This window comes from Flavobacterium sp., assembly GCF_043760115.1.
Lineage (GTDB): Bacteria > Bacteroidota > Bacteroidia > Flavobacteriales > Flavobacteriaceae > Flavobacterium.
The window spans coordinates 1-17665 of the sequence record NZ_JAYUPK010000108.1; the positions used below are offsets into that span (position 1 = coordinate 1).

The 17665-nt window shown below is 30.5% G+C and carries 14 protein-coding genes; 7 read left to right on the top strand and 7 right to left on the bottom strand.

The window, feature by feature from the left end; all coding sequences use genetic code 11:
- Positions 1 to 249 precede the first annotated feature (249 nt).
- Together lipB and ACH2BC_RS09235 are read right to left on the bottom strand one after the other, a co-directional pair.
- Complete coding sequence (gene lipB, locus ACH2BC_RS09230; RefSeq protein WP_395053708.1) at positions 250 to 951, bottom strand: lipoyl(octanoyl) transferase LipB; 702 nt, start codon at positions 949 to 951, stop codon at positions 250 to 252.
- A 119-nt stretch (positions 952 to 1070) separates the two neighbouring features.
- Complete coding sequence (locus tag ACH2BC_RS09235; RefSeq protein ID WP_395053709.1) at positions 1071 to 1922, bottom strand: hypothetical protein; 852 nt, start codon at positions 1920 to 1922, stop codon at positions 1071 to 1073.
- Positions 1923 to 2141: 219 nt separating this feature from the next.
- Here ACH2BC_RS09235 and lysS point away from each other — a divergent pair, with 219 nt between their 5' ends.
- From lysS to ACH2BC_RS09255, 4 genes are all read left to right on the top strand, one after another.
- A complete protein-coding gene (gene lysS / locus ACH2BC_RS09240; RefSeq protein ID WP_395053710.1) occupies positions 2142 to 3839 on the top strand; it encodes a lysine--tRNA ligase in 1698 nt (565 codons plus the stop codon).
- A gap of 78 nt (positions 3840 to 3917) precedes the next feature.
- Positions 3918 to 4277 (top strand): hypothetical protein, encoded by a 360-nt coding sequence (locus tag ACH2BC_RS09245; RefSeq protein WP_395053711.1) that lies wholly within the window; start codon positions 3918 to 3920, stop codon positions 4275 to 4277.
- A gap of 115 nt (positions 4278 to 4392) precedes the next feature.
- On the top strand, positions 4393 to 4824 hold the full coding sequence (locus tag ACH2BC_RS09250) for a hypothetical protein (protein WP_395053712.1): 432 nt from the start codon (positions 4393 to 4395) through the stop codon (positions 4822 to 4824).
- 89 nt (positions 4825 to 4913) lie between these two features.
- On the top strand, positions 4914 to 5237 hold the full coding sequence (locus ACH2BC_RS09255; protein ID WP_395053713.1) for a hypothetical protein: 324 nt from the start codon (positions 4914 to 4916) through the stop codon (positions 5235 to 5237).
- Positions 5238 to 5292: 55 nt separating this feature from the next.
- On the opposite strand, the gene hemL is transcribed toward ACH2BC_RS09255, so the two are convergent.
- The 4 genes from hemL to ACH2BC_RS09275 form a co-directional block, all read right to left on the bottom strand.
- Positions 5293 to 6579, bottom strand: coding sequence for a glutamate-1-semialdehyde 2,1-aminomutase (hemL, locus tag ACH2BC_RS09260; protein ID WP_395053714.1), 1287 nt, complete (start codon positions 6577 to 6579; stop codon positions 5293 to 5295).
- 9 nt (positions 6580 to 6588) lie between these two features.
- Positions 6589 to 7488: a glucosaminidase domain-containing protein gene (locus ACH2BC_RS09265; protein WP_395053715.1), complete on the bottom strand. Its 900-nt coding sequence runs from the start codon at positions 7486 to 7488 to the stop codon at positions 6589 to 6591.
- Entirely contained in the window at positions 7481 to 8383 is a 903-nt protein-coding gene (locus ACH2BC_RS09270) for a 1-aminocyclopropane-1-carboxylate deaminase/D-cysteine desulfhydrase (protein ID WP_395053716.1), read from the bottom strand. The genes ACH2BC_RS09265 and ACH2BC_RS09270 overlap by 8 nt, the downstream gene beginning before the upstream one ends.
- Before the next feature lie 90 nt (positions 8384 to 8473).
- Positions 8474 to 10267: a T9SS type A sorting domain-containing protein gene (locus ACH2BC_RS09275; protein WP_395053717.1), complete on the bottom strand. Its 1794-nt coding sequence runs from the start codon at positions 10265 to 10267 to the stop codon at positions 8474 to 8476.
- A 331-nt stretch (positions 10268 to 10598) separates the two neighbouring features.
- Between ACH2BC_RS09275 and ACH2BC_RS09280 the strand changes: the two genes are divergently transcribed.
- On the top strand, positions 10599 to 15602 hold the full coding sequence (locus ACH2BC_RS09280) for a GEVED domain-containing protein (RefSeq protein WP_395053718.1): 5004 nt from the start codon (positions 10599 to 10601) through the stop codon (positions 15600 to 15602).
- Between the two features lies 1 nt (position 15603).
- Here ACH2BC_RS09280 and ACH2BC_RS09285 read toward each other — a convergent pair whose 3' ends face one another.
- Complete coding sequence (locus ACH2BC_RS09285) at positions 15604 to 15930, bottom strand: hypothetical protein (RefSeq protein WP_395053719.1); 327 nt, start codon at positions 15928 to 15930, stop codon at positions 15604 to 15606.
- Positions 15931 to 15960: 30 nt separating this feature from the next.
- On the opposite strand from ACH2BC_RS09285, the gene ACH2BC_RS09290 reads away from it, so the two are divergent.
- Together ACH2BC_RS09290 and ACH2BC_RS09295 are read left to right on the top strand one after the other, a co-directional pair.
- The gene (locus tag ACH2BC_RS09290) at positions 15961 to 16140 is read left to right on the top strand and encodes a DUF5522 domain-containing protein (protein WP_395053720.1); all 180 of its coding nucleotides are present in this window, start codon (positions 15961 to 15963) and stop codon (positions 16138 to 16140) included.
- Positions 16141 to 16378: 238 nt separating this feature from the next.
- A partial coding sequence (locus ACH2BC_RS09295) for a urocanate hydratase (RefSeq protein ID WP_395053721.1) occupies positions 16379 to 17665 on the top strand: 1287 nt, incomplete at its 3' end.

Below are 17665 nucleotides of genomic sequence, written 5' to 3' on the forward strand. Positions count from 1 at the left end.
GATTTTTGAAATTGATTTTTGAAATTGATTTTTGAAATTGATTTTTGAAATTGATTTTTGAAATTGATTTTTGAAATTGACTTTTGCAATTGACTTTTGAAATTGACTTTTGAAATTGACTTTTGAAATTGATTTTTGAAATTGATTTTTAAAATTGACTTTTGAAATTGACTTTTGAAATTGTCTTTTGAATTTGATTTTTGAAATTGACTTTTGAAATTGACTTTTGAGAACGAAATTGTCCTTTTATTAGTAAATAAATTCTGATTTAAATAATTGAGAAAAGTGCTTTAAGATTTTTTCTTTGATTTCTTTTTCATCTACTTTTTCAACACCAAGTTCTACGTTTAATGATGTTACTGCTTTATCTTTAATACCACACGGAATTATATTATCAAAATATCCTAAATTGGCATTTACGTTAAACGCAAATCCGTGCATGGTTACCCAACGTGATGCTCTAACACCCAATGCACATATTTTTCTGACAAATGGCGTTCCTACTCCAAGCCAAACTCCAGTTTCACCTTCGCTTCTTGTAGCCGTAATGTTATACTCTGCTAATGTTAGAATAATTACTTCTTCTAGAAACCGTAAATATTTATGAATGTCTGTAAAAAAATTTTCTAAATCCAGAATTGGGTAACCTACAATTTGTCCTGGACCATGATAAGTAATGTCACCACCACGATTTATTTTATAAAAAGTAGCTCCTTTTTCTTCTAGTTGTTTTGGAGAAAGCAATAAATTAGACAAATCGCCACTTTTACCTAACGTGTAAACATGCAGATGTTCTACAAAGAGAAAGTAATTTGGAGTTTCTAGTTGGGTTTCTTCTCGTCTGTTTTGAATTTTTAAATCAACAATTTGCTTGAACAATTCTTCTTGATAATCCCAAGTAGCTTTGTAATCTTTATTTCCTAAATCTTGAAAGTTGATTTTTTTATTCATTTTTTTATTTGCCACAAAGGCACTAAGTCGCAAAGTTTTAAATTTAAGTTTTTAAATACCTAACAGGTTAAAAAAACCTGTTAGGATATAAATCTGTTACTGTTTTTAAATGACAAAAATTATTGAAACTTTACTTCTAAATCTAATTTTTCTGGATTTTCCATATATTCTTTTAATGTATATTCTATAGTTACCGTTTTTCTATCTTCACTATATAATGCGTTTTGTGCAGAAACAGATTGTACTGCTTTAGGAAATTGATATACAACTTTATAATCTGATTGTTCTACAAACATTTGCATGGATTCTTTTATTCTTGATGCTTCTGCTTCGGCAGTTGCTTCGTCTACTTCTTCATCTGGTTTTGGTTCTTCTTTCTTTTTTTCTAGTTTAGAAACTGTTTTTTTAAATGTTTTTCCATCATAAAAATATTGTGTTGATGAATTGTCTGCTAATGCAGATGGAGCTAAACCCATTCCGCCAGCTTGTTGACCAGTTGGAGAAAGTGATTTCATAGATTCCAATGGTGACATTACATCTTGTAATTCTGAAATGGCATTGAAATCTGTAAACATTGAATAAATCATTTTGCCTTCTTCTTCGTTTAGAACTATTCTTACACTAAAACGTTCCATTTTTTTTATTTTTGCCTGCTCTTCTGGAGATAATTTAGCAATACTGTCTTGTTTGCTAGCAAATAATTCTTTGAAAGTAAATGTAGAATCTATAGTTTTAGATGGCTTTGCAACTTCTTCTTCCTCTTTTTTCTTCTTTTTTTTCTTTTTGGAATCTTTTTCGTCTTCGCCTAAATCTTTAAAGGCATTTCCCATCATAGACATCATTTGAGAGCCATCTATTTCGTAGGCAAATTTTCCTGAACCGTTTTCATTGATAATGATTTTTTCGGTAATGTTGCAGCTTACTATATTGAATAGTAAAACTAGTGCTATAAGTATTTTTATGTTTTTCATTGATTGGTTGTTTAAAATTTTTTACAAATATACAAATGATAAATTAATTAGCCCAGACAGAAATGGCATCCTTTTTTCTCTTTTTATGAGAAAAAAGATAGAATGTATGGCTGGAAAATGGTAGATAAACAAATACCAAGCCATTTTGCTACTGATAAAAAAATAAAAGATTGCTTGGTTTATTGCAATGGCTTATCTTTGCAATCTTAAAAAAATGTTATGCAACTTTCCGAACAAGAAATCATTAGAAGAGAAAAATTAAATACTTTGCGAAGCATAGGTATTAACCCATATCCGGCAGATTTATTTCCTGTAAATCATACTTCGAAACAGGTTAAAGAAAACTTTGAAGAAGGTAAAAAGGTGATTCTTTCTGGTAGATTAATGAGCGTTCGCGATCAAGGAAAAGCTTGTTTTGCAGAGCTTCAAGATAGTGAAGGCAGAATGCAATTGTATTTTAATAGAGATATGCTTTGCCTTGGCGAAGACAAAACGTTGTACAATCAGGTGTTTAAAAAATTGACCGATTTAGGTGATTTTATTGGTATTGAAGGCGAATTGTTTATGACAAAAGTTGGCGCGCAATGTGTGCGAGTTGACGAGTTTAAAATATTAAGTAAAACGTTACGACCATTGCCTTTGCCAAAAACAGACGAAGACGGAACAGTTTACGATGCTTTTAATGATGCAGAATTGCGTTACAGAATGCGTTATGTAGACTTAGTTGTAAACCCACATGTGAAAGAAGTTTTTGTAAAAAGAACAAAATTGTTTACTGCAATGCGTACTTTTTTTAATACAGCAGGATATATGGAAGTTGAAACGCCAATTTTACAATCTATTGCTGGTGGTGCTGCGGCAAGACCATTTACTACACATCACAACAGTTTAGACATTCCATTATATATGAGAATTGCTAACGAATTGTACTTGAAAAGATTAATTGTTGGCGGATTTGATGGTGTTTATGAGTTTTCTAAAAATTTTAGAAACGAAGGAATGGACAGAACGCACAATCCAGAATTTACAGCAATGGAAATCTATGTAGCTTACAAAGACTACAATTGGATGATGGAGTTTACAGAAAATCTTTTAGAATATTGTGCCACGCAAGTTAATGGAACTACAGAGGCGACATTTGGCGAACATAAAGTAAATTTTAAAGCGCCTTATGCCAGAGTTACAATGACTGATGCTATAAAACAATTTACAGGATTTGATATTTCTGGAAAAAATGAAGCTGAATTATTTGAAGCGGCAAAATCGATGCATATTGATGTAAACGATACCATGGGAAAAGGAAAATTGATTGATGAAATTTTTGGAGCAAAATGCGAAGGAAATTTTGTTCAACCTACTTTTATTATTGATTACCCAAAGGAAATGAGTCCGTTATGTAAAGAACATAGAGAAAATCCCGAGCTAACAGAACGATTTGAATTGATGGTTTGTGGTAAAGAAATTGCCAATGCTTATTCTGAATTGAATGATCCAATTGATCAAAGAGAACGATTTGAAGCACAAATGGCTTTGGCAGAAAAAGGAGATGATGAAGCCAGCGGAATTATAGATGAAGATTTCTTGAGAGCATTAGAATATGGAATGCCACCAACAAGTGGATTGGGAATTGGAATGGACAGATTAATTATGTTTTTAACCAATAATCCTTCCATTCAAGAAGTACTTTTCTTTCCTCAAATGCGACCAGAGAAAAAACAAATTGAACTTACCGAAGATGAAAAACATATTATAGAAATATTGAAAGCCAATGTTGGAATTTCTATTTTAGATTTAAAATTGAAAGCTGATTTATCTGGAAAAAAATGGGATGCAGCAAGCAAAGGAATTGCCAAACACAACTTAATGAAAATTGTAGTTGATGGTGATAGTAAAATTGTGGAATATTTGGGGAAATAAAATTTATAGCTGATTTAATATTTACGTTTATAAAAATTTAGTACATTCGCTTTTTAACCTATTAAAAATATGGAAATTATGAAGAAAATTGTTTTATTATTTGCTTTGGTTTTAGGATTTTGTTTTACAACGAATGCACAATCTAAATTGTCAACTGAAGAAACTAAAGAATTAAATTACAAAGAAAGAGCATTTGAAGATGTGGTTTTGTTAAACAAAATTGTTACACTTTCACCACAAGTAAAAAAAGATTTATTCACACTTATGGAAGATAGAACAGAAGCTTTAGAAAATTCTAAAAACATAGAACAAATAAAAGCACTGTATGAAAAATTTGGTGAAAAAATGATGTCTGCACTTTCACCAGATCAAATTGAAAAACTAAAATCAAATCAAGAATTATATTTAAGATTAACGACTTATACGGTAATAAAATAGTTTTTTAAATTCAATTTATACAAAGGAGTTCTTAATTGAGTTCCTTTTTTTGTTTTTAAATTAAACCATTCAGATAATAATTGGTCTTACCAATATAACATTTAAAAAAAACACAATGAAAAAATTATTTTTAGTTGCATTATTGTTTGTTGGAATTTCAACATTTGCACAAAAGAAAACCGAAAGAAAAGAATTAACAAACGAAGAAAAAATTGAAAAAAGAGTAGTTAAATTAACTAAAACTTTAAATCTTAATGAAAAACAAATTGGCGAAGTAAAACTTTTATTTACCAATCAAATGGTTAAAAATGAAAAGACAAAAGCAGATATAAAAGCTAAAGTTAAAGCCAATAAAGAAGCTGGAACAAAAATGTCAACAGATGAAAGAAAAGCATTGAGAGCAGTTTTTACAGAGGAACAAGGAGTTATGACTTCCGAAATGAAAAAAATTCTTACAGCAGAACAATTCACTAAATGGGAAACTATGAAAGCTGAAAAAGTGGAAGAAAAAGCAGATAAAATAAAATCTAAAAAAAGAAAACAATAAAATAAAAGATTTAATTCTTTAATAAATTTGGTTTTTGATAAAATTTTTCTATTTTTGAGTTCTATAAAATCAAAAAAACTCATTCAATTATGAAAAAATTACTTTTTATTTTTACTTTAATATGTGCATTTTCTATTAATGCTAGTGCTCAAGAACAAAAAGTTACATCGCAAGATCTAGCAAAAAAAGACGCTGTTGAATTAACTCAATTGTTAAGTCTTAATGACACACAAACTAACGACTTTTTTAGATTGTTCGAAATGAAATATACAATTCTAGAAGACAAAACACTATCTGATGAAAGAAAATCTGTTTTATCTCAAACTATTGAAGCTAAAATTAGAGCTTCTCTAGATGCTAAACAAATTTCAATTTTAGAAGCTAATCCAGATCTTTTAAAAAGATTAAAATAAAAAATAAAAAATCCCGAAAATTTCGGGATTTTTTTTGCCATATACTTTCGTAATATTAAAATTTTTGTGATACCTTATCAATTGCATTAATTGTAAAATCTAAATCTTTATAAGTCAATGCATCAGTAATAAACCAAGATTCGTATGCTGATGGCGCAATGTAAATTCCTTCATTTAACAATCCGTGAAAGAATTTTTTAAAGGTTTCATTATCACCATTCTTGGCTGTTGTAAAATCAATAACTGGATTTTTATCAAAATGTACAGAAATCATTGATCCTACTCTATTAATTGTAAAATCGACATTGTTTTTATTCAATACTTTTTCTATTCCTAGATGAAGGTATTCAGTTTTATCAGCTAGTCTTTTAAAAACTTCGTTATCAGAATTTAAAGCTTGCAACATTGTAAGTCCTGCTTCCATTGCCAATGGATTTCCAGATAATGTTCCAGCTTGATACACTGGACCAAGTGGTGCTAAAAAATTCATTATTTCGTTTCTTGCTGCAAAAGCTCCAACTGGCAAACCACCACCAATTACTTTTCCAAAACATACAATATCGGCATTTATGTTATATAATTCTTGAACTCCACCTTTGGCAAGTCTGAAACCTGTCATTACCTCATCAAAAATTAATAATGAATTATTATCTGAACATAATGTTCTCAATCCTTCTAAAAATCCATTTAACGGAGGAATACAGCCCATATTTCCTGCAACTGGTTCTACAATAATTGCAGCAATTTGATTTTTATTGGCTTCAAATAATGATTTTACATTTTCTAAATCATTATAATTGGCAAGCAAAGTATCTTTGGCAGTTCCTTCTGTAACGCCAGGACTATTGGGTGAACCAAAAGTTATTGCGCCACTTCCGGCTTGAATTAAAAAAGAATCTGAATGTCCGTGATAACAACCAGCAAATTTTATTATTTTATCTCTTTTTGTAAATCCACGAGCCAATCTAATTGCGCTCATACATGCTTCTGTACCAGAATTTACAAATCTAATTTTATCAATATTTGGAACCATAGAAATGGCTAATGCTGCAATTTTAGTTTCTAATTCTGTTGGCATTCCAAACGAAGTTCCTTTTTTAGCTCTTTCAGTAATTGCCGTAATTACAGGTTCGTATGCATGACCAAGAATCATTGGTCCCCAAGAATTTATATAATCTATAAGTTTATTTCCGTCTTCGTCATAAAGATAAGCACCTTTGGCACTTTTTACAAAAATTGGTGTTCCGCCAACTGCTTTAAAAGCTCGAACTGGAGAATTTACGCCACCAGGAATTACTATTTCTGCAGCAGCGAAAAGTTCACTACTTCTTTTATATTGCATTTTAAATTTTTATTTAATGGTAAGATTTTGTCCAATAGCAATTCCGTTATCAGAAATATCATTTTTTCTTTTTAATTCTTCTATTGAAATATTATACTTTTTTGATAACGAATACAAAGTATCACCTTTCATAACTTCGTGACGTTTTACATCAGAATTGTTGGCAACTGACTCTTCTTTTATTATAATTTCTTTCTTTGTAGAAACGTAATCTGTTCCTAAAACGTCAGCATCATATTGTTGCAAATTGTATCGTTCTATTAAACCAATTAGCTTTGTTGGATAAGCTGGATCTGTTGCATAACCAGCTGATTTTAAACCTCTTGCCCAAGATTTGTAATCATTTTTTGGCAATTTGAATAATGAAGAATACCTGCTTCTAGAAGTTAAAAACATAGAATGATCTCGATAAGATTCTTCTGGATTACTGTATTTTCTAAAACATTCTTGTGCTGTATCATCATCGTGTTTTACACTTGGTCCATTCCATTCTAAATGACACTTTATACCAAAATGATTATTAGCTTGCGCACTTAAAGGTCCAGTTCCTGCTCCAGATTCTAAAATGCCTTGACCAAGAGTTATACTTGCAGGAATTCCGTAAGTTACCATATCTTCTTTGGCGATTTTTTGATATTTTGCAATATATTCATTAACAAGTGCTGTTGTAACTTTTACTCTAGTTGTGGCTTCAAGAATTTCTGTTTGATTGTTTTGATTTTGATTTACTTCTTCTACTTTTTTAGTAACAACAACTGGTTTGTCCTCATCAATTTTTATTATTGGTTTTTTTATTGTTCTAACAACTGGTTTAGATGTAGTGTTTTTAGTAGTTCTAACAACAGGTTTTGTTGCTGTACAACTGGCTAAAAAAATGGCACAAAAACTAAGTAAAATCTTTTTAATCATATGTTTGTATTGTTGGTAAATTTTTATTTTTTAATTTCATATTCATTCCTTCAATTCCTTGTAATCCACCTGTGTGAACTAATAGAATTTTAGAATCATCAGGGAAATAATTTTTATTTATTAAATCTATAACGCCAAAAACCAACTTTCCAGTATAAATTGGATCTAAAGAAATTTTAGTTTCTGCATAAAATTGATTCATAAATTGAATTAATTCGTTAGAAACTTTTCCATATCCTCCAAAATGATAATCTGTTATTAATTCCCAATTATTATTTGTTGCAAATTTACAAATATCTTTTTGCAAAAAATCACCTTTTAAAGCAGGAAATCCTAAAATTTTTTGATAGGAAAAAGAGTTGTTTATTATTCCAGAAATTGTTCCACCAGTTCCAACACAAACACAGATGTAATCGAAAATAAAATCATCTTCATTTAGTGTTTCTTCACAACCTTTTACCGCTAATTGATTAGTTCCACCTTCTGGAATTAAATAAAAATTTCCGAATTTTTGTTTTAAATTTTCAATAAATTCTAGCGATTCTTTATTTCGATATTCTTCTCTTGTTACAAATTCTAATTGCATTCCACATTGTTTTGCAAATTGCAAAGTTGGATTTTCATTTATTTTGGTTAGAAGTTCTTCGCCACGAATAATTCCAATTGTTTTAAAATTATTTTCTTTTCCTGCAAATGCTGTTGCGGCAATATGGTTAGAAAATGCGCCTCCAAAAGTTACTAAAGTAGTATGATTTTCGGCTTTAGCTTGAAGCAAATTGTACTTTAATTTTCTAAATTTATTTCCAGATACAAACGGATGAATTAAATCTTCTCTTTTAATAAAAAGTTCTACAGAAGAATTAATTAAAGGAATATTTTGAATTTTACTTTTCAAAAAATAATTTTTACAAAGGTACAATTATCAAATCAAATTTCACAAAAAAAGGCACGACTTGCGTACCTTTTAAACTTATTTTTTTATGAATTATTTAGTTCTTTCAACAATTATTTTTTGACTTAAAGCTTCATTATTCACAGTAGTAATTTTTACAATATAAACCGCTTCGCATAACGCATTTGTAGCAAACTCGTAATTATTATTAGTTTCTAATTTTTCCTTATTTAAAATTAACTTTCCAGATATATCGAACAATTGTACCGATTTTAATTCTAATAAATTAGGATTAGAAATAGACAATAATTGATTGGTATTGTTTTGAACTATTATAAAATTATCTTTTACATCGGATGGAATACCTAATGCAGAATCTTTAAATGTTAATTCAAATCTTGAATTATAAACTCCTGAAGAAAGTGTTACTTCATAGTCAGCAATTTTTAAATTATGATAAGAACCATCTGCTGCATCATAAATAAAAACATCTTGATTAGCATCAAAATTTACAACTTCTAAAATACTAAACTTGAATGAAGAGTTTCCTGCTTTTATTCCTAAAGGAATTCTTTTATTAATATCAAATGATACTCCTTCTATTATATATTTATCATTTTCTAAGAAAAAATAGATGTCATTTATCAAACTTTCATCACTTGGGCTTTTAGCATCAATACCTCTATCAACTGCATCTGTAGCTTGTGGTACTAAAACTAAAGCCATTTGACGAGTAAATTCATTATTAATTATAGTATTTAATCTTATATGAGGTACACCGTTATTATTTCCAGTATTAGGTTCAGCTTGACTGCTTCCATTCTTTTCAAATTCTGAATAAGTGTTAGATTCTTTATAAAATGTTCTATGAGAATTTTTTAATGTAACTGAAACTGGTGCTCCAGAAGCTTTTCCTCTTATCATAAAACCTTGACCTATTGGAGCATATTTTCTTTCAATTGACAATCCAGAAGTTGCGCCTGTAGTATTTAAAGTACCATCAATATTGTATGAATTAAAAGTTGCTGGTACATAAACTCCGTAATCTGTTGACAATATTCCAACTGGAGAATACGTTCCATAACCGCCACGATAAGCAAGTAAAACATGGGAATTAACCGTTTTATCATGTTCCCAATAATAAGCAATTCCTGTACAATCAGAATTTGTTGGATCTAATAAAAAGGCATTTACATGCAATGCACTTGGATATGGATTTCCTGTTAAAGTAAAATTATTAGTTGCAACATTTACTGTAATATTTCCGTCATTGGGTTTTCCTCTAAAGTCGTAACGTTGAGCTCCACCAGGATTATTTACTGCTGTTTCGCCAACATTAGTTGCGTCTGTTCCGCTTGTTCCTTTCATAGTAAAACCTTGACCAGCAACTATATTGGTAGTTGCAGCAGATTGAAACCACTGAGAGTAAGTAGATGATGATAAAAATTTCCAAATCCAATAGGATGCAATTGAAAGTGGTGCAGCAATTCCGTTATAACCAGAAGAAATAATAACTGCTGGAGTACTTGCAACATTTGTTGTAGGATTATGTAACATTGTTATTCCAAAGTCTTCATTTCCAGAAATGGCAGAAGCATTTCCAATAGGAGAACACCAATAATTATAATCATAATTGTCTGATGTTCCTTCTTGAAATACAGATAATTTTCCAACACCTTGATTGGTAGAAATTCCTGTTGTTCCTTGAACAAACTGCGCTTCATTTCTTAGGTAAAAATTACTTGTAAGTCCGTTTAATTCAATATTACCTTTTGAATATACAACAGTATTATTTGCAAAAATGGAAGTATTATCTTTTACAAAAATTTGAGAGTAACAATTTGTAATAAGTATTAGCGCGATTAATAATTGTATTTTATTTCTCATAAAACTTAAATTTGATAAACAAAACTAAACATTAATTAATTGAAAACCAACATTAAGTAAATAAAATAAATGAATTTTAAAAAAATAACTTTATCTTTTTCTAAATTTAAATTGTAATTTATTCACAAAAAATGCTAAATTAAATATTATATTTATTTAAATTTTAAAATATATTTCATTAAAAATAATAATGTAAATAAAATATTACACATTATCATTACCAAAACCCCTACTTTAGATTGTTTTAATAATAATTTAACAAAAACATTAAGTATATATATATTTTAAATTTAAAAAACTATATTTTTGTTTACCTATCAATTTACTTTTAATGAAAATAAATTACTCTCAAATTTACTTTTCGATAGTTGTGTTTCTTATTTATGGATATAATTATTCTCAATCTGCAAATGACAACTGTGCTAATGCAATTTCAATTCCTGTAGGAACTAGTTGTACCAATACATCTTATACTTTTACGGCAAACACTATTGAAATTGGTGCTGCAAATCCTTTATTATGCAATTCAGTTACAGCAAATCGTGATGGTTGGTATACCATAACTACAGATGCTGTTACAACATCAATTGTATTAACTGGAACTACAAACAGAGCTTGGTCATTATCAATTTATTCTGGCAATTGCAGTGGATTTACTCTTTTAGGATGTGCAAACGCAGCTGCTTCAAATGCAATATCATTACCAGTATCTGTTTCTATAAACACAACATATTATATCAGAATTAATAAAACTGTCACTGCAACAACTGCTTTTACAGGAACAATCTGTGCTTATGCAGCAGCCACACCTTCTAATAATCTTTGTGCAAATGCAATTGTGCTACCTTGTGCAACATCCAATTTAACTGGAACAACCGTTGGAACAAATTCTGTTGTAAACGGAACTGGTTGTAGTATGGGAGATTTTGGTGTTTGGTATAAATTTACAGGAGATGGAAATCAAACCACAATTTCATCAACAGCTACAGGAGGATTTGACCATGAAATGTCTATCTCAAGTGGTGCTTGTGGCACTCTAACTTCAATGTCTTGTAATGATTCTGGATTATCAAATGGTACAGAATCTTCAACTTTTACAACTGTTTTAGGAACAAATTATTTTGTATACATTTCTCATTATGCTAGCGCAAGTGCAACTAAAGGTACTTTTACAATTTCTAGAACTTGTGCTCCGCCACCAGTTGCTCCTATAAATGATGAATGTGTAAATGCAATAGCTTTAACCGTCACATCTACGTGTACATATACAACCTATTCTAATACAAATGCAACTCCAAGTTTGGGCATTCCTGCTCCAGGTTGTGCAAATTATAATGGTGGAGACGTTTGGTTTAAAGTTATAGTTCCTGCAACAGGAATCTTAAATATTGATACTCAAACAGGTGTGATTTTAGACAGTGGAATAGCAATTTATTCTGGAACTTGCGCAGGTTTAACATTATTAGCATGTGATGATGATTCTAGTATAAATGGAGCAATGTCTTATTTATCCCAAAATTTACTTACACCTGGACAAACAATTTATATTAGAGTTTGGGAATACGGAAACGATAATAATGGAGCTTTTGGAATTTGTGTTTCAGCACCAACTTGTATTGCACCAACATTAAATGCCACAATTAATATAACTCAAACAAGTGCTACAATAAGTTGGACACCACCATCTTTAGTTCCTGGAAATGGATATCAATATTTAGTTTCTACAAGTAACACTACGCCAACATCTAGCGGAATTTCAACAACTTTAAATTCTATAAATCTTACTGGTTTATTGGCTGACACAACATACTATATATTCGTAAGAAGCGATTGTGGTAGTGGTAACTTTAGCACTTGGACAACTTTTGGGATTTTTACAACTGGATATTGTATCTCTAATTCTACTAGCACAACTTATTACATAAATAATTTTTCTACTTCTGGAGGAAATAGTAATATATCCAATTTAAATTCTGGTTATTCTACTAATGGATATGGAAATTTTATTCCTCAAGTAGTAAGTCAAATAAATTTTGGTTCGATAAGTTTTAATGCTATATTTTTTAATGGAACATACTCTTACGGATTTAATATTTGGGTAGATTGGAATGACGATTTTGACTTTGATGATGCTGGCGAAACCGTATTTTTAAGTGGCGCATATGTAACATCATCTACAGGTTCTTTTACTATACCAGGAACAGCAACTATTGGAAATCATAGAATGAGAATTAGAGCGAACTATTTATCTAGTAACCCAGACGAATGTGGATCAATAAGTAGCGGAGAAACAGAAGATTATACATTAACGGTTTTACCTCCATTACCTTGTTCTGGAAACCCAACAAATATTATTATTACTTTAACTCCTCAAACAACTTTAAGTTGGACTGCTGCAACTCCAGTTCCTGCAAATGGATATCAATATTATTATAGTACTTCTTCATTAACACCAACTGCATCAACAATTCCAACTGGAAGCACAACCTCTGGAATAACAACTGCAAATTTAACAGGATTAACTACAACTACAATATATTATGTTTGGGTTAGATCCAATTGTGGTGGAGTATTAGGTCAAGGTGTTTGGGTTGGACCTACAATTTTTACACAACCTTGTGCTGTAGGAAACGGAATTGGAACTTCAACATTTGGATGTTCTAATGTAGACGCTGGTGGATTAGGATTAAATGGTGTTGATCCTGCGCCAATTGGAAGTTGTTCTTCAACTGGATGCACAACGTTGGAAGCATATTATTTACAACTCGGACAAACTACAAGTTACACTGTTCAATCTATAGCTTACAATCCACCATATCAATTTAATTGTATGGCTAATCAAGTAAGCGATAATATCGATGATGTTTGGTCTCCCACCATAAACATTCCATTCAATTTTTGTTTCTACGGAAATTCATATAATACCTGTTCAATTGGTTCTAATGGTGTTTTATCATTCAATCCTGCTTATGCTGGAACATCTTCTGGATATTCATTTGCAAACAATTTACCTAGTACAGTTGGTGCATTATTTACAAACACAATTTATGGTGTTTATCATGACATAAATCCTTTTTATGGTGGCGAAGTTGGATATGAAGTTATAACACTAAATACAGGATGTAGAGCTTTAGTTGCTTCTTGGAATAATGTTCCAATGTTTTCAGACAATACCATTTTATATACAGGAATGATGGTTTTATATGAAAACACAAATATTATTGAAGTATATATTAAAAATAAAAAAATTGATAACAACGATATTTCTCCTTGGAATGGTGGAAATGCGATAGTAGGAATTCAAAACAGTACAGGAACACTGGCAACTGTTGCTCCAAATAGAAATGGATTAGACACCAATTGGACAGCTACAAATGAAGCTTGGCGATTTGTTCCTTCTGGAACTTCTATAACTTCTATAAAATGGTTTGAAGGAACAACCACAACAGGAACAGTACTTGGAACATCAAATACTTTAAGCGTTTGTCCTGCAACAACAACCTCCTACACAGCAGAAGTTACTTATAGTTTTTGCAATGGAACAACGCAAATAAAAACAGATTATACAACTGTAACCGTTAGCGGAAACAAAACTTGGAATGGATCAGTTGATACTGATTGGAATAAAAACAATAATTGGACACCATCAGGAATTCCAAACTTATCAGATTGTGTGGTTATACCAACAACACTAAATAATCCAATAATTTCTGGAACAAATTATAATGGTTTGGCAGGAACTTTATCAATTTTAAACGGCGCAAGTTTAAATATAAATTCTAACAATGCTGTTACAGTTACCAATTGGGTAAACGTTCAAACAACTGGAAATTTTCAAATAGAAAATAATGCAAGTTTAGTTCAAATAAATAATGTTGCCAATACAGGAGATATAATCTATAAAAGAAACGCTAACATTAGAAGCTTAGATTATGTATATTGGTCATCACCTGTTACAAATTTCAATGTTTCAAGTATTGCTTCTCCATTAGTTGCAGGCGCAATTTATAAATGGAATACAACAGTTGCAAATCCGAATGGCGGACAAGGAAATTGGGAAAACGCAACTGGAAATGCTATGATTAATGCAAAAGGATATATTGTTCGTGGTCCAAGTTCATTTAGTTCTTCTGTAAATTCTATCTTTCCAGGAAGTTTTAAAGGAATACCAAATAATGGAACTATTACGTTTCCAATATCTCGTGGTTCAGATACAAACTCGGCTTTTCATACTGGTTTAAACGGAACAGAAATTAATAACTATAGCGATAACTGGAATTTAACTGGAAATCCATATCCATCATCTATTAGAGCTAGTCAGTTTTTATTTGACAACAATACCAAAATTGAAGGTAATATTAGACTATGGACACACGGAAATTTACCAGCAAACATTCCAAGTCCATTTTACAATTCGTTTGCCTACAATTATAATCCAGGAGATTATTTAACCTATAACTTTACAGGAACTACTTGCTGTCCAGCAGCAGCATCTGATTTATTTATTGGTGGCGCACAAGGATTTTTTGTAGTAATGAAAGATGGAGCAACAGCATCAGACAACATAACATTTAATAATACTTTGCGAAGTGCAACCTATCCTAATAATTATTTCTTTAAAAATACCAGTCAATCTAATACAAATAACACTTCAAATCTTGTAGATATAGAAAGACATCGATATTGGTTAGATTTAGTAGATTCTAATTATCAATCGGACAGAATTTTAATTGGTTATGCAGAAGGTGCAACTAATGAAAGAGATAGTTTTTTTGATAGTAATACTTTTTATACAGGTTTAATGTCACTTTTTTCAACATTAAATAATGAAAAATTTAATATTCAAGGAAGAAGTTTGCCTTTTCAAGATACTGACGAAGTACCACTTGGAATTTATATTCCGTCAACAGGAAATTACTCCATAGCTATTGCAACTGTTGATGGTCTATTTGAAAATCAAAACATATACCTAAAAGATAATTTATTAAACACAATTACAGATATAAAAACAGCGCCTTTTCAATTTTCTGCAACACAAAGTTATATCAATAATAGGTTTTCAATTATTTATCGAGACAATGCTTTAGCAAATAATAATTTCAACTATGAAAATACAATTAAAGTAATTTCTAATAATTATTTAACAGTAAAATCAACCAACGAATTAATAGAATCTATTGAAGTTTACGATGTTCTAGCAAGAAAATTAGCCGAATACAAAAACATCAATTCCAAAGAAATCCAATTAACTAATTTACAAAAAAACAACTCCACATTATTTTTAAAAATCAAGTTAAAAAATGGATTTGTAAAAAACGAAAAAGTAATTTTTTAAACTATAAAAACTTTAAAAACCTACAAAAAGACCTTTGCTTTAAATAGTTAAGGTCTTTTTCGTTAGCATAAGCTTCTCTTTCAAACGAAATGTTTTTATAAGCTTTATATTTATCTTTATATTGAAACCATCGCACTAAAAACTCCAAAAAATACCAAATATAAAATGGCAAAACCAACAATTCAAGTTGTTGACGAATATGAATTTTCTCGTGATTAATAAAAACCACATTCAATTTATCGTCCTTATCTGCCATAAAAACAAACGGAAACAAAGTCAAACCTCGAAAACCTCTAGGCGTTAAATATTTAAAAACAATTAGTATCATATATCCTGCAAAGTTGCTAAATTTGTAGCTATGTTTAAAGATAAAGAAGAAGAAAATAAATTAATTGAAGGCGAAGATTATTATTTAACGCCAGAAGGATATAAATGTTTTACCGAAAAACACCACCTTAAGCGTGGTCATTGTTGCAAAAGCGGTTGTAGACATTGTCCGTATGGATTTGATAAAAAAACAGGAACTTTTAAAAAGTAAAAATTGTATAGTGTATTTGTGTAAAACTGTATAGTGTATTTCTGTAGATCGTAATTTTTAAAAAATAAAATAATACAGTAACCAATTTTACATTACTATAACTTTACTTCATACAATTTTACATAAATACATTTTTACTTTTTACAATTTTACATTTTACATTTTTACACTATACATTTTTACACTATACAATTTTACACTATACAATTTTACACAAATACAATATACATTATAAAAAATGAACTTTCAAGAACAAATACTACAAGGAATTCCATCGGTTTTACCAAATCCAAAACCATACGAAACCGATATAAATCACGCACCAAATAGAAAAGACATTCTTTCACCAGAGGAAAAAAAACTAGCATTACAAAATGCCTTGCGCTATTTTGATGCCCAACATCACGCAATATTATTACCAGAATTTAGAAACGAATTAGAAACCTACGGACGAATTTATATGTATCGTTTTCGTCCAGATTATAAAATATACGCAAGACCAATTTCTGATTATCCCGGAAAATCCATTCAAGCAAAAGCCATAATGTTAATGATTCAAAATAATTTGGATTATGCAGTGGCGCAACATCCTCACGAACTAATAACTTATGGTGGAAATGGAGGAGTTTTCTCAAACTGGGCACAATATTTATTGACAATGCAGTATTTGGCAACAATGACCGAAGAGCAAACATTGGCTATGTATTCTGGTCATCCAATGGGATTATTTCCATCGCACAAAGAAGCACCACGAGTTGTAGTAACTAATGGCATGGTAATTCCAAATTATTCCAAACCAGATGATTGGGAAAAATTTAACGCGCTTGGCGTTTCTCAATACGGACAAATGACCGCAGGAAGTTACATGTACATTGGTCCTCAAGGCATTGTTCACGGCACAACAATTACCGTTTTAAACGGATTTAGAAAAATAAAAAAATCTCCAAAAGGAGGATTATTTGTAACTTCTGGACTTGGAGGAATGTCTGGTGCGCAACCTAAAGCTGGAAACATTGCAGGTTGCATAACGGTTTGCGCAGAAGTAAATCCTAAAATCACTCACATTCGTCATTCGCAAGGTTGGATTAACGAAGTTATAGAAAACGTATCCGATTTGGTTACACGAATTAAAAAAGCGCAACAAAATAATGAAATAGTCTCAATTGGATATCTTGGAAACGTTGTAGATGTTTGGGAAAAATTTGACCAAGAAAATATCCATATCGATTTAGGTTCCGATCAAACTTCGCTTCACAATCCTTGGGCTGGAGGTTATTATCCAATAGATTTTACTTTTGAAGAATCTAATGATTTGATGGCAAACAATCCAGAAAAATTTAAAGAAGAAGTTCAAAAAACGCTTCGTCGTCACGCTACAGCAATAAATAAACACACCGAAAAAGGAACCTATTTTTTTGATTATGGAAATGCTTTTTTATTAGAAAGTTCTCGAGCTGGCGCAGATGTTATGGCAGAAAATCACATCGATTTTAAATACAACAGTTACGTTCAAGACATAATGGGA